This is a genomic window from Micromonospora sp. SCSIO 07396, from assembly GCF_053667945.1.
Genome location: NZ_CM132210.1, coordinates 4,551,452 through 4,564,323 on the forward strand (window position 1 = coordinate 4,551,452; position 12,872 = coordinate 4,564,323).

At 72.8% G+C, this 12,872-nt stretch carries 14 protein-coding genes; 6 read left to right on the forward strand and 8 right to left on the reverse strand.

Translation table 11 applies throughout. The annotated features are described in order from the left end of the window. Positions 1–15 precede the first annotated feature (15 nt). The gene (locus ACWCHM_RS19415; protein ID WP_454219282.1) at positions 16–2,082 is read right to left on the reverse strand and encodes an APC family permease; all 2,067 of its coding nucleotides are present in this window, start codon (positions 2,080–2,082) and stop codon (positions 16–18) included. A 161-nt stretch (positions 2,083–2,243) separates the two neighbouring features. Between ACWCHM_RS19415 and ACWCHM_RS19420 the strand changes: the two genes are divergently transcribed. Together ACWCHM_RS19420 and ACWCHM_RS19425 are read left to right on the forward strand one after the other, a co-directional pair. Next, positions 2,244–2,909, forward strand: a complete 666-nt coding sequence (locus tag ACWCHM_RS19420) for a potassium channel family protein (RefSeq protein WP_088646419.1) — start codon at positions 2,244–2,246, stop codon at positions 2,907–2,909. Between the two features lie 3 nt (positions 2,910–2,912). Then, entirely contained in the window at positions 2,913–3,602 is a 690-nt protein-coding gene (locus ACWCHM_RS19425) for a potassium channel family protein (protein ID WP_281899545.1), read from the forward strand. Between the two features lie 109 nt (positions 3,603–3,711). On the opposite strand, the gene ACWCHM_RS19430 is transcribed toward ACWCHM_RS19425, so the two are convergent. The 4 genes from ACWCHM_RS19430 to dut form a co-directional block, all read right to left on the reverse strand. Continuing rightward, positions 3,712–4,395 carry a DUF3159 domain-containing protein gene (locus ACWCHM_RS19430; RefSeq protein WP_204957033.1) on the reverse strand — a complete coding sequence of 228 codons (684 nt, stop codon included), beginning with the start codon at positions 4,393–4,395 and terminating at the stop codon, positions 3,712–3,714. Continuing rightward, complete coding sequence (locus tag ACWCHM_RS19435) at positions 4,392–4,772, reverse strand: OB-fold nucleic acid binding domain-containing protein (protein WP_088646422.1); 381 nt, start codon at positions 4,770–4,772, stop codon at positions 4,392–4,394. The genes ACWCHM_RS19430 and ACWCHM_RS19435 overlap by 4 nt, the downstream gene beginning before the upstream one ends. Before the next feature lie 340 nt (positions 4,773–5,112). Continuing rightward, positions 5,113–5,766, reverse strand: a complete 654-nt coding sequence (locus tag ACWCHM_RS19440) for a DUF3710 domain-containing protein (RefSeq protein ID WP_204957032.1) — start codon at positions 5,764–5,766, stop codon at positions 5,113–5,115. A gap of 25 nt (positions 5,767–5,791) precedes the next feature. Next, on the reverse strand, positions 5,792–6,322 hold the full coding sequence (gene dut / locus ACWCHM_RS19445) for a dUTP diphosphatase (RefSeq protein ID WP_281899549.1): 531 nt from the start codon (positions 6,320–6,322) through the stop codon (positions 5,792–5,794). Positions 6,323–6,412: 90 nt separating this feature from the next. Here dut and ACWCHM_RS19450 point away from each other — a divergent pair, with 90 nt between their 5' ends. Beyond that, a complete protein-coding gene (locus ACWCHM_RS19450; protein WP_454223115.1) occupies positions 6,413–6,907 on the forward strand; it encodes a DUF3093 domain-containing protein in 495 nt (164 codons plus the stop codon). A 63-nt stretch (positions 6,908–6,970) separates the two neighbouring features. On the opposite strand, the gene ACWCHM_RS19455 is transcribed toward ACWCHM_RS19450, so the two are convergent. Both ACWCHM_RS19455 and ACWCHM_RS19460 read right to left on the reverse strand, forming a co-directional pair. Then, the gene (locus tag ACWCHM_RS19455; RefSeq protein ID WP_281899551.1) at positions 6,971–7,900 is read right to left on the reverse strand and encodes a hypothetical protein; all 930 of its coding nucleotides are present in this window, start codon (positions 7,898–7,900) and stop codon (positions 6,971–6,973) included. 135 nt (positions 7,901–8,035) lie between these two features. Continuing rightward, entirely contained in the window at positions 8,036–8,332 is a 297-nt protein-coding gene (locus ACWCHM_RS19460) for a DUF4193 domain-containing protein (protein WP_067315205.1), read from the reverse strand. Between the two features lie 433 nt (positions 8,333–8,765). Here ACWCHM_RS19460 and ACWCHM_RS19465 point away from each other — a divergent pair, with 433 nt between their 5' ends. Next, entirely contained in the window at positions 8,766–9,281 is a 516-nt protein-coding gene (locus ACWCHM_RS19465; RefSeq protein WP_204957331.1) for a LytR C-terminal domain-containing protein, read from the forward strand. 92 nt (positions 9,282–9,373) lie between these two features. On the opposite strand, the gene ACWCHM_RS19470 is transcribed toward ACWCHM_RS19465, so the two are convergent. Further along, a complete protein-coding gene (locus tag ACWCHM_RS19470; RefSeq protein WP_204957030.1) occupies positions 9,374–10,186 on the reverse strand; it encodes an inositol monophosphatase family protein in 813 nt (270 codons plus the stop codon). A gap of 438 nt (positions 10,187–10,624) precedes the next feature. On the opposite strand from ACWCHM_RS19470, the gene ACWCHM_RS19475 reads away from it, so the two are divergent. Beyond that, complete coding sequence (locus ACWCHM_RS19475; RefSeq protein ID WP_454219283.1) at positions 10,625–12,232, forward strand: RNA polymerase sigma factor; 1,608 nt, start codon at positions 10,625–10,627, stop codon at positions 12,230–12,232. 248 nt (positions 12,233–12,480) lie between these two features. Then, positions 12,481–12,714 (forward strand): DUF7455 domain-containing protein, encoded by a 234-nt coding sequence (locus tag ACWCHM_RS19480; RefSeq protein ID WP_088646450.1) that lies wholly within the window; start codon positions 12,481–12,483, stop codon positions 12,712–12,714. Positions 12,715–12,872: the final 158 nt, after the last annotated feature.

The following is a 12,872-nucleotide window of genomic DNA, read 5'->3' on the forward strand; positions in this document are numbered from 1 at the left end:
GGCCGGGGTAAGCGGTCACGGGCGGTCTCCGGTCGACGGGCCGGGCTCGCCGGACGCGGCAGCCACCGGCGGGACGGGCGGCGGGGCGCTGTGCGGCGTGACCCGGGGCCCCCGGGCGGGGGTACGACTCAGCGTCTCGTCCAGCCGGTCGAGGTTCTTGGTCGCGGTGGAGGCCAACTGCCAGGGCACACTGGTCACCATCACGCCCGGCTCGAAGAGCAGCCGGCCCTTGAGCCGCAGCGCGCTCTGGTTGTGCAGCAGGTTCTCCCACCAGTGGCCCACGACGTACTCGGGGATGAAGACGGTGACCACGTCGCGGGGCGACTCCCGGCGGGTGTTGGCCACGAAGTTCAGGATCGGCCTGGTGATCTCCCGGTACGGCGAGTCGACCACGGTCAGCGGCACCGGCAGTTCCCGCCGCTCCCACTCCTGCTGGAGTTGCCGGGTGTCCTTCTCGTCCACGTTGACGGTAACCGCGGTCAGCGTGTCCGGCCGGGTGGCGCGGGCGTAGGCGATGGCCCGCAGGGTCGGCTGGTGCAGCTTGCTGACCAGCACGATGGCATGGTTACGGGCGGGCAGCACGCCGCGTACCTCGGTCGGTTCCAGCTCGGCGGCGATCCGGTCGTAGTGCCGGCGGATGGCCAGCATCAGCAGGTAGATCACCCCCATCGCGGCGATGGCGATCCACGCGCCGAGCAGGAACTTGGTGATCAGCACGATGACCAGGACGGTGCCGGTCATCGCCATGCCGAACGCGTTGATCGCCCGGGAGCGGAACATCCGCCGGCGGGCCTGCGGGTCCCGCTCGGTGCGCAGGTGCCGGTTCCAGTGCCGGATCATGCCGGCCTGGGAGAGCGTGAACGAGACGAAGACGCCGACGATGTAGAGCTGGATCAGCTTGGTCACCTCGGCCTGGAAACCGACGATCAGCACGATCGCGAAGACGGCGAGGAAGACGATGCCGTTGGAGAACGCCAGCCGGTCGCCCCGGGTGTGCAGTTGCCGGGGCAGGTAGCGGTCCTGGGCGAGGATCGAGCCGAGCACCGGGAAGCCGTTGAACGCGGTGTTCGCGGCCAGGAACAGGATCAGCGCGGTCATTCCGGCGACCACGTAGAGCAGCACCGACCCGCCGCCGAAGACGGTCTCGCCGAGCTGGGTGGTCACGGTCTTCTGCACGTACCCGTCGGGGCCGGAGAGGATCTGGGTGTTCGGGTCCTCGACGAACTGGAGGCCGGTGAGCCGGGCCAGCCAGATGATGCCGACCAGCATGGCCACCGAGATGCTGCCGAGCAGCAGCAGGGTGGTGGCGGCGTTGCGGCTCTTCGGGGCCTTGAACGCCGGCACCCCGTTGGAGATCGCCTCGACCCCGGTCAGCGCGGCGCAGCCGGAGGAGAAGGTCCGCAGCAGCAGGAAGATCAGCGCGAAGCCGGTCACGCTGTGCTCGGCCTGGATCTCCAGTCCCGCGCTGGGGGCGCGCAGGTCGTCGCCGAGGACGAAGTACCGGACCAGCCCGGTGAGGATCATCCCGCCGATGACGATCACGAAGCCGTACGTGGGGATGGCGAACGCGGTGCCGGACTCGCGCAGCCCGCGCAGGTTCATCGCGGTCAGCAGCACCACCGCGCTCACCGCGATCAGCACCTTGTGGCTGGCCACGAAGGGCACCACCGACCCGAGGTTGGCCACCCCGGAGGAGACCGACACGGCGACGGTCAGCACGTAGTCGACCAGCAGCGCGCTGCCCACCGCCAGCCCGGCCCGGGGACCCAGGTTGACCGTGGCCACCTCGTAGTCGCCGCCGCCGGAGGGGTAGGCGTGCACGTTCTGCCGGTAGCTGGCCACCACGGTCAGCATGACCACGACCACCGCGAGGGCGATCCAGGGGGAGAACAGGAACGCCGACGCCCCGGCGATGGAGAGGGTCAGCAGGATCTCGTCGGGGGCGTACGCGACGCTGGACAGCGCGTCGGAGGCGAAGACCGGCAGGGCGATGCGCTTGGGCAGGAGGGTGTGCTGGAGCCGGTCCGACCGGAACGGTCGACCGACGAGGAGTCGCTTCAGCAGCGAGGTGGGACTGGCCACAAGCGCTAAGGGTACGACCACCGGATCGTGGTCGCCGGGGGGTGCCTGATCCCCCTCCCGGGTCCCGGCGCGGTACCGTTCGGTCCCCCGTGGTCGGGGTGGACGTGGCAGGCTCGCAGACGACAGTCGCCGGGAGGCGGGCACACCTTGGGAGGGACACCGTGCACGTCGTGATCATGGGCTGTGGGCGGGTCGGCTCGACGCTGGCCCAGAGCCTGGAGTCCCGGGGGCACTCGGTGGCGGTGATCGACCAGGACGCGGACGCGTTCCGCCGCCTCGGCCCCGACTTCGCCGGGATCACCGTCACCGGCGCCGGCTTCGACGGCGAGGTGCTGCGCCAGGCCGGCATCGAACGGGCGGACGCCTTCGCCGCCGTCTCCAGCGGCGACAACTCCAACATCATCTCGGCCCGGTTGGCCCGCGAGACGTTCGGCGTCTCCCGGGTCGCCGCCCGGATCTACGACCAGCGCCGGGCGCAGGTCTACGAGCGGCTCGGCATCCCCACCGTCGCCACCGTCCGCTGGACGGCCGACCGGATGCTGCGCCACCTGGTCCCCGAGGGCAACGTGGAGATCTTCCGGGACCCGACCAGCACCGTGTCGATCATCGAGGTGCCGGTGCACAAGGACTGGATCGGCCGGCCGCTACGCCAGTTGGAGGAGGCTGCCGGGACCCGGGTGGCGTACCTGACCCGCTTCGGCATCGGCATGCTGCCCACCGCGTCCAGCGTCGTGCAGGAGGGTGACCAGCTCTACCTGCTGGTCACCGACGACATCGCCGCCCAGGTCACCGCGGTGGCCGCCACGCCGCCCGAAGGAGGGCACTGAGCCATGCGGATCGCCATCGCGGGCGCCGGCAACGTGGGCCGGTCGATCGCCCAGGAGCTGATCGACAACGGCCACCAGGTGATGCTGATCGAGCGGCAGCCCCGGATGCTGCGCCCGGACCGGGTGCCGACCGCCGACTGGGTGCTGGCCGACGCCTGCGAGCTGGCCAGCCTGGAGGAGGCGAACGTCGCGGGCTGCGACGTAGTGGTCGCCGCCACCGGCGACGACAAGGTCAACCTGGTGGTGTCCCTGCTGGCCAAGACCGAGTTCGCGGTGCCCCGGGTGGTGGCCCGGGTCAACCGGGCCGAGAACGAGTGGCTGTTCACCGAGCAGTGGGGCGTCGACGTGGCGGTCAGCAAGCCCCGGGTGATGGCCGCGCTGGTCGAGGAGGCGGTCACCGTCGGCGATCTGGTCCGGTTGATGACGTTCCGGCAGGGCGAGGCGAACCTGGTGGAGATCACCCTGCCGCCGACCGCGCCCTACGTCGGCCAGCCGATCCACGCCGTGCCGCTCCCCCGGGACGCCGCGCTGGTGGCGATCCTGCGCGGCAAGCGGGTGCTGGTGCCCAGCCCCGACGACCCGATCGAGGCCGGCGACGAGCTGATCTTCGTGTGCACCGCCCAGGTGGAGGACGAGGTGCGCGGGGTGATCCTCGGCCCGGACAGCGTGGAACGGACCCGCGGCACGGGCTGACCGTCCCGCCCGGCGGGTGCCGGACGGTTGGGTGCCGGCCGCCCAGGAGACCCTGGAGACAGGAGACTCTGGAGACCGGCCCCGGCGGCCCGGGTGCCGGCCCTGGAGGTCAGCCGCCGGGCAGCGGCTGCGGTGCGGACTCCCGGGTCACCCGGCGCACCACCCAGACCGTGATCAGCAGCAGCAGCGCGTAGGGCGGGTATCCGAGGGCGAGCCGGGCCACCCCCAGCGCGGTGTCCTGGTGGGCCAGGTAGAGCCCGGCCTGCACCCCGACCTTCGCCAGCCAGACCACCCCCCAGAGCACGGTGAGCTGGGTGAAGGTACGCACCAGCCGGGGGTCGTCACGCCACTCGGAGCGCCCCTTGGCCACCAGCACCGACCAGATCCACCCGACCAGGGGCTGCCGGATCACCGCGGAGAGCAGCAGGGCGATGCCGTAGCCGATGCCGTAGAGGATGCCCGGGAGATAGAAGTCCCGCTCGTCCCCGGTACGCCAGGCGATGGCCGCGCCGATCGCGATGCCGAACAGCCCGTTGACGGCGTGCCGGACCGGGCGGCGCTGGACCAGCCGGACGATCGCGATCAGCACCGCCACCCCGACCGAGGCGATCACCGCCGGCCGCAGCTCGCCGACCACGTTGGCCAGCACGAACACCACCACGGGGATGCTGGACTCGACCAGCCCGCGCCAACCGCCGAGCTGGTCGGCCATCTGCTCGGCGAGGCTGGGCAGCCGCTCGTCGTCAGGCGGGGTGGTCTGCGGCTCGGTGGCCGGGGGCTGTCCCGTCGTCACTTCGGCGACTCCAGCTCGTAGTACGGGTTGTAGATCACCTTGCGGTCGTCCCGGACGGCGACCCGGCCCCGGGCGGTGAGGTGCCGGCCCGGCTCGATGCCGGCGATGTGCCGGCGGCCCAGCCAGACCAGGGTGACCACGTCACTGCCGTCGTAGAGGTCCGCCTCCAGGGTGGGCAGGTTGGTCCGGGGCGTGTAGACCACGGTGCGCAGCCGCCCGGCGACCGAGACCACCTGCCCCCGCATGCACTGCCGGGCCAGCACGCCACCGGACTCGGCGCTCTCCCGGCGCAGCTCCTGCGCCTCGATCTCGGCCTCGCTGGCGGTGAACCGGCGCAGGATGCCCCGTAGCGACATCCGGCTCTCGTCGGTCGACATGACCTCCGCGTCACCCTCTCCACGCTGACCGGTCGGCACCGGCGTCACCCCGGTCCCGGGCGGGACCGTGCCGCCAGCGTACGCCGATCCGGCCCCACGGCGTCGGTCCGGTGCGCCCGCCCCCGGTCGGTGCCCCCACCGGGACGCCACCGCCGCCGGCCTCGGCCGGGCCGTTACCGCCCACTCGTGGCCGGGACGCCACCGCAGCCGGTCGGCGGGAAAGCCACTGCCGGCCCGTGGCCGGGACGCGCCGCCGACCTCGGGCGGGCCGCCGGGGGCGGACAGCAGTCCGGGCCGGACCCGGCCACCTCAGGCGGCGGGTCCGGCCCGGACGGGTCGGTCAGGCCTGGTTCGGGGCGGGCGTCGCGCCGTCGCCGCCCTCGGCCTGGTCGGCCATCTCCCGGGGCAGCCGCAACGGCAGCGGCTCACGCACCGGCTTCGCCTCCTGGCCCCGGTCGACCACCAGGCCGTCCAGGCAGGTGGCGAGCGGTCCGGCCGCGGTCGGGTCGGTGGCGGCGGCACCCTGGTAGACGCCCCGGACCATCCAGCGCGGGCCGTCGACGCCGACGAAGCGCAGGTCGGTCGGGCCGTCCGGGGTGCGCACCCGGGCGTGCAGCTCGACGCCGTACTCGCCCCGGGCCTCCTCGACGGTGGCGCCGTCGGCGATCAGCGACTGCCGGATCTCGTCGCGCACCTCGTCCCAGATGCCCTCGGAACGGGGCGCGGCGAAGACACCGAGCTGGAGGGCGTTGTCCCCGTGGACGAGCACCACCTGCTGGACGACGCCCTGCGGGTCGGCCTGCACCCGCACCTCGACCCCGGGCACCGCCGGGATGTGCAGGCTACCCAGGTCGAGCCGCTGCACGTCGTCAGGCGCCTCGGCGACGTCGTACGGGCCACGGGCCGGGCCCGCCGTCTCGTACGCGTCGGGGCCGTCGGCCCGCTCGTCACGGGCGTGCCGCCCGTTGCCGGCCCGCTTTCGGGAGAAGATCACTGCGCCCACCCTCCGCTGTTCGCACTCACCCTGCCACCTCTTCCGTCCGTACGCCGACCCGGTCGGTGTCCGCCGCCCGGGTCGGGCCGCCGGGTGGGGGCACGAGCCCGGCGTGGCCACCCGTCGACCCGTGGCCCCCGGTCCCCCGTCGGGACCCGGGCAGCACCGCCACCGGCTGGAAATCGGCCCGCTCCACCCGCTGGACAACGAGTTGCGCGATGCGATCGCCACGGGAGATCTTCGCCGGTGCGTCCCGATCGTGGTTGATCAGGTTGACCAGGATCTCACCCCGGTAGCCGGCGTCGACCGTACCGGGCGCGTTGAGCACCGTCACGCCGAGCCTGGCGGCCAACCCGGAGCGCGGGTGGACCAGGCCGACGTAGCCCTCCGGCAGGGCCAGCGCCACGCCCGTGGGGACCAGGGCCCGGCCGCCCGGGGGCAGCTCGACGTCCGCGGCGGCCACCAGGTCGGCACCGGCGTCGCCCGGGTGGGCGTACGCGGGCAGCGGCAGCTCCGGATCGAGCTGCCGGACGGGCACGGGTACGACGTGGGTCACGGGTCTGCCTCTTCCGTCGGCGTTCACGGGGTGCCCTGCCATCCTGCCGGGTCGGCGGCCCGTCGTGTTCCGTACCCTCGGGGTGTGAGCCTGTCGCCTTCCCCGTCGTCGTCGACGCCGCGCGTCGCGGCCGTCCCGGCGTACTCCGAGCGGCTGGGCCTGCCCTGGTGGTGCTGGGTGGCCGGGGTGGCCCTGGCCGGGCTGGCCGCCGTCGAGCTGTGGATGGGTGCCGGCGGGGTACGCGCCTGGCTGCCCTTCGTGCTGCTGCTGCCGGCCACCCTGGCCGGGTTGTGGTGGCTGGGCCGGGTCCGGGTCGCGGTCGCCGACGGTGAGCTGTGGGTCGACGACGCCCACCTGCCCGTCCGGTACGTCGCCGACGCCGTCCCGCTCGACGCCGCCGGCCGGCGCGAGGTGCTCGGGGTCGGCGCGGATCCGCTGGCCTTCGTGGTGCAGCGGCCCTGGATCGGCGGTGCGGTGCAGGTGGTGCTCGACGATCCGGACGACCCCACCCCGTTCTGGGTGGTGAGTTCCCGCCGGCCGACCGAGCTGGCCGCCGCCCTGCTGGCCGCCCGCGACGCGGCCTGAGCGGGGCGGGCGGGGTACGGCCCGACGCGCCTCCCGGGCCGGTCGGCCGGGGTCGGTTCGGGATCAGGGCTGGCCGGGGGCCGGCAGGGCGGGTGGTCCGTCGCCGCCGGGCAGCTCCCGGCGCTGTTTGCGCAGGTCCCGGCGGAGCTGCTCGGCCAGCGAGCGGGTGGCCCGGCGGTTGAGGTAGCTGGCCACGGCCGCGCCGGTGAGGAACGGGCCCAACGTGGTCAGGTTGCGGCCGAAGCGCTTGAGCAGGGTGTCCCGCAGCTCCTTGCGGGCGGCGGTGCCGAGCACCGCGCTCACCCCGACGCCCGGCATCATCGGGTTGATCCCCCGCTGGCTGGCCCACGACTGGACCAGGGCGAGGGTTCGGGGAGTGCCGCCGGCGGGCAGCGGTGCGCCGTAGATCTCGTGCAGCTCGCCGATCAGCTTGAGTTCGATCGACACCACGGCCACCGTCTCGGCGGCGAGCAGCACCGGCGCGGACAGCAGGGTCGGGGCGACGGTCCACTCCACCGCGGCGACGCCGCCACCTGCCGCACCCACCCCGGCGGTGGCCCGGGTGGCGTTGCGGACCAGCCGGTCGGCGAGCGCCTCGTCGTCCAGGCCGGGAAAGTGCCGACGCAGCGTCGCCAGGTCCCGGACCGGGATGTGCGGCGCGACGTCGGCGACCGTGTCGGTCATCCAGCGCAGCGCCGCCCGTGGCTTGAACAGGTCGGCGAGCCCCCGGCTGCGGGCCTGCCCGACCAGCCGGGCGAGCAGCTGCCGACGGCGGGCGGGCGCGATGTCGTCGGCGGTCAGCGCCGCCACCGTGGCACCCAGTTCGTCGCCGGCCGGACCGCTGCCGGGCGGCACCGTCGGGTCGGTGCCTGCCGGATCGCTGCCGGGCGGGACGGCCGGACCGTTGCCGGCGGCCCGGTTCCCGGGCACGACGACGGGCGGGCCGGCTTCGGACTTCGGACCGTCCGGATCGGACCCGCCGTGCTCGTTCATCCCGCTGCCCCTCCCGTGGTGTCCACCGGTCCGGTGGACGCGCCTACCACGAGTCAAGCAGCAACCCGCCGTACCCGCACGGCGGCTCGGGCAGCGGCGGCCCCGCGAGGAGGCCGCCGCTGGTGTGGTGGGTGCTCAGACGCACTCGCGGCAGATCAGGTCGCCGTTGCGCTCGACCGCCAACTGGCTGCGGTGGTGCACCAGGAAGCAGCGTCCGCACCGGAACTCGTCCTGCTGCATCGGGAGGACCTTCACGGTCAGCTCCTCGTCGGCCAGGTCGGCGCCGGGAAGCTCGAAGCTCTCGGCCACCTCGGCCTCGTCGACGTCCACGGCGCCCGACTGTGAGTCGACCCGCCGGGCCTTGAGCTCTTCCAGGCTGTCCTCGCCGAGGTCGACCTCGTCGCGACGCGGGGCGTCGTAGTCGGTGGCCATCGGTTTCACTCTCCCATATCGATGTTGTCGCTTCCGGTTGTAACGCCGGGCGACGCTGTTTCGGTTCCCACTGGCCGGCCACCAATGTTTGTCGGTCGCCCGACCCGACGGCCTCTGGATCAAGGTCGCCGGGGGCAGGACCCGACGAGCGCGGTACCTTACCCCCTACCGGGCGAGGCATGTATACCGCCCTCGCGGCAGACATGTACGCCCCAGCGGCCCAAGATGTTCCCAATGTGACTCAGGCGACACGAAGATAGGGGTAGTAGTACCCCGTTCCCGGTTGGCGCGCCGGCATGTCGGACTGTTTCCACGCGTCCGCCGGACAACCGTTAACCTCAGCGGCGTACTCGACGGCCGACGGCGCCGGCCGACGCCGACGTTCGCCGCCACCACCCACTGTCCGGGGAGCACCCAGATGAGCTTTGCGCGAGTGCGAGCACTCGTTGTCGTCGGCCTGCTGGCGGTCGTCGCCCTGGTCATCGTCATCGTCGCCGTGGTCCGCGACACCCAGGGCAGCGGTGCCAACGCCAAGGGCTGCCCCGAGGGCTGGCCGCTGGCCGACCTGTCTTTGCGCACGTACAAGGATGTCAAGATCAACATCCTGAACGGCACCGGCGAGCCGGGCCTGGCCAGCAGCGTGGGCGACGACTTCCGCAACCGGAAGTTCCAGGTCAAGAAGGAGGGCAACGCCGCGCACTTCGACGGCGTCGCGCTGCTGCGGTTCGGTCCCAAGGGGGTCGGCTCGGCGCACCTGCTGCGCGCGTTCTTCCTCAACAACGCCGAACGCGACTACGACCCCAAGCGCCAGGACGACACGGTCGACGTGGTGCTGGGCGACGGCTTCCAGCAGTTGGCCACCACCACCGAGGTCAACCAGTCCCTCGGCGACCTGGGCGCGCCGGTCGCCCCGGAGGGCTCCTGCCCGATGCCGGTGCAGGACAAGTAAGCGACCCGGCCTGTCGACGGCGTCGACCGGCTCCCGCAGACCCCGGCCCGGCCGCCGGCCCGTGATCCGGCAGCCGGCGCTCAGGGGGGTGGTCAGGGGCCGCCGGAGGCGTCCAACGCCGCCAGCCGGGTGTGCAACGGCGTGAAGAGCGCCGGTGGGGCCGCGATGACCAGGTCCGGGCCGGCCGGACGACCGTCCAGCCCGGCCACCAGCAGCCCGGCCTCCGCGGCGATCAGCCCGCCCGCGGCCAGGTCCCAGGCGGCCAGCCCCTTCTCGTAGTACGCGTCCAACCGCCCCTCGGCGGCCAGGCAGAGGTCCAGCGCCGCCGCCCCCATCCGCCGGATGTCCCGCACGTCCCCGATCAACTCGGCGACCACCCGGGCCTGGTGCCGGCGGCGGCCGGCGTCGTAGCCGAACCCGGTGGCGACCAGGGCCTGCCCCAGCTCGGTCTCGGTCGAGCAGCGCAGCCGCCGGCCGTCACGCCAGGCACCGCCACCGGCGGTGGCGGTCCACTCCTCGCCGGTCGAGACGTTACGCACCACGCCGGCGACCACCCGGCCGTCCACCTCGGCGGCGAGCGACACCGCGCAGTACGGCAGCCCGTACAGGTAGTTCACCGTGCCGTCGATCGGATCGACGATCCAGCGCACGCCGTCCGCGCCGGCCGCGACGCCGCCGTACTCCTCGCCGAGCACCACGTCGGTCGGCCGGACCGCGCGCAGGGCGGCCAGGACCTGCCGCTCCACCGCCCGGTCGGCGGCGGTGACCACGTCGGTGGCGGTGCTCTTGGTGGCCGCGACCGAGACCCCCTCGGCCCGCATCCGGGCCGCCGTGTCGGCCGCGTCCCGGGCCACCTCGACGGCGATCCCGAGCAGTTCCCGTGCGGTAGGCGTCGAACCGGTCATCGAACCCTGCCCCCTTCGCGGCCGCCCCGCGCGCACCGGGCGTACCGGCCGGGAGCCACCCCGCCGTCCGGCGCGCCGCGTGCCCCGCCGCGCGTCGTCGATCTCGTCCGGACAGCATATGCAGACGCCGTCGCGGCCGGACGCACCCGGTTCGACGGGCGGTTTCCGGCGTCGACCGGCCGGCCACCGGGATCCCTCGACAGGATGGCCATAAAGTCGACATCCGTGTCGAACCGGTGGTACAGACGGCCGGTTGCCGTGCGCCGCAGGATGATCGCGCCAAGCAGGGTTACAATTCACCCTGCCCACGCGCCACGGACCACCGCCGCACAGCCGGCCCGGGACACGGGGGCCACTCAACGACGTCGACGGCACGGCACGCCACGCTGCGCCGGACGACTCCGGCCGTGCTCGCTCTTCGCCTCCGGAAGGTCATTCGTGACAGAACCCCGCCAGCCCGGCGCCGACGTTCGCTCGCTCACCGACACCCTGATCGCCCACGCCCAGAGCGCCGGTGGTCAGTTGACGTCGGCCCAGCTCGCGCGCACCGTCGAGTCCGCCGAGGTGACCCCGGCCCAGGCCAAGAAGATCCTGCGGGCGCTCTCCGAGGCGGGCGTCACCGTGGTGGTCGACGGCTCCGCCAGCACCCGCCCCCGCCGGGTGGCCGCCGCCCGGTCGGCCACACCGGCCTCGCGGGCCACCACCGCCAAGACCACCAAGAAGGCCGCCGCGCCGGCCCCGAAGCAGGCCCCCGCCGCCGAGGAGGCCACCGCGCCCGCTCCGCGCAAGGCGGCCCCGCGCAAGGCGGCCACCACCGCCGGGGTGGCCGCGAAGGCCGCCACACCGGCCGCCAAGGCGACGAAGTCCACCCGTGCCACCAAGGCGACCGTGGCCGCCGCCGGGGCCGGCAAGGCCGCCACCAAGGCCAAGGGCGAGGGCGCCGAGGGCGAGATCGATCCCGAGCAGCTGGCCGCGGAGATCGAGGACGTGGTGGTGGAGGAGCCGGCCGAGCTGACCCGGGCCGCCGAGACCGACGCCGCCGCCTCCGCCACCGACAACGACTTCGAGTGGGACGACGAGGAGTCCGAGGCACTCAAGCAGGCCCGGCGGGACGCCGAACTCACCGCCTCCGCCGACTCCGTCCGGGCGTACCTCAAGCAGATCGGCAAGGTTCCGCTGCTCAACGCCGAGCAGGAGGTCGAGCTGGCCAAGCGGATCGAGGCCGGCCTCTACGCCGCCGAGCGGCTGCGCGCCGCCGACGAGGGCGAGGAGAAGCTGACCCGCGACATGCAGCGCGACCTGCTGTGGATCTCCCGGGACGGCGAGCGCGCCAAGAACCACCTGCTGGAGGCGAACCTCCGACTGGTCGTGTCGCTGGCCAAGCGGTACACCGGGCGCGGAATGGCCTTCCTCGACCTGATCCAGGAGGGCAACCTCGGCCTGATCCGCGCGGTCGAGAAGTTCGACTACACCAAGGGCTACAAGTTCTCCACGTACGCCACCTGGTGGATCCGGCAGGCGATCACCAGGGCGATGGCCGACCAGGCCCGCACCATCCGCATCCCGGTGCACATGGTCGAGGTGATCAACAAGCTCGGTCGCATCCAACGCGAGCTGCTCCAGGACCTGGGCCGTGAGCCCACCCCGGAGGAACTGGCCAAGGAGATGGACATCACACCCGAGAAGGTGCTGGAGATCCAGCAGTACGCTCGGGAGCCCATCTCGCTCGATCAGACCATCGGTGACGAGGGCGACAGCCAGCTCGGTGACTTCATCGAGGACTCGGAGGCCGTGGTCGCGGTCGACGCCGTCTCGTTCTCCCTGTTGCAGGACCAGCTCCAGCAGGTCCTGCAGACGCTCTCCGAGCGGGAGGCGGGGGTGGTCCGGCTGCGCTTCGGCCTGACCGACGGCCAGCCGCGCACCCTCGACGAGATCGGCCAGGTCTACGGGGTGACCCGGGAGCGGATCCGGCAGATCGAGTCCAAGACGATGTCCAAGCTCCGGCACCCGTCACGCTCCCAGGTGCTCCGGGACTACCTGGACTGAGCCGGTCACGTCAACCCGTCGTGTCGGTTTGATCACCAGGCGTAGAACATGCGATGGTGACTGATCCAATACGTGTTTGTGATCGTTGACGTGGCACCCTGGGTGCACGGCACACTGTCCTTCCCGCCAGGTGTGACCTCGGTCCCCCGCGGGCACACTGGGAAGGCGGGGCCCGGTAAGGGTGTTGCACGATGAGTGAGCAACGACCGAAGAGAGTGTTCATCGGTGACGACCAGAGGAGGAAGGCGATGACCCCGACCCTCACGCCGCCGCCCGAAACGGTGGCTCCCCCAGCCGCCGATGAACGGTGCGACCGCTGCAATGCTGCCGGCAAGCTCCGTATCACTCTGGCGGGTGGGAGCGAGTTGGTGTTCTGTGGGCACCACGCGAACAAGTACGCCGAGGATCTCGTGAAGATCACGGTGAAGTTCGCGACGGACCCGGAGTTCAGCTGGCGAGGCGCCGATCTGATGGCGAACTGACCCCGAAACCCCTACGACGACATAGCCGGGCGGAGGCACCCACAGGGTGCCTCCGCCCGGCTATGTGCACTCCCCCACGGCACCCGCCCCGTCTCCACACCCCGCCCGGCAGCCCCGCCCCGTCCCCACACCCCGCCCACGCCCCGCTTCGTCCGGTG

What these genes read in the sequence shown, in the direction of transcription:
- ACWCHM_RS19435 (WP_088646422.1), bottom strand. Translation starts at nt 4,772, where the DNA reads ATGTCGACCGACGAGAGCCGGATGTCGCTACGGGGCATCCTGCGCCGG.
- ACWCHM_RS19425 (WP_281899545.1), top strand. Translation starts at nt 2,913, where the DNA reads ATGCGGATCGCCATCGCGGGCGCCGGCAACGTGGGCCGGTCGATCGCC.
- ACWCHM_RS19455 (WP_281899551.1), bottom strand. Translation starts at nt 7,900, where the DNA reads ATGAACGAGCACGGCGGGTCCGATCCGGACGGTCCGAAGTCCGAAGCC.
- ACWCHM_RS19480 (WP_088646450.1), top strand. Translation starts at nt 12,481, where the DNA reads ATGACCCCGACCCTCACGCCGCCGCCCGAAACGGTGGCTCCCCCAGCC.
- ACWCHM_RS19470 (WP_204957030.1), bottom strand. Translation starts at nt 10,186, where the DNA reads ATGACCGGTTCGACGCCTACCGCACGGGAACTGCTCGGGATCGCCGTC.
- ACWCHM_RS19460 (WP_067315205.1), bottom strand. Translation starts at nt 8,332, where the DNA reads ATGGCCACCGACTACGACGCCCCGCGTCGCGACGAGGTCGACCTCGGC.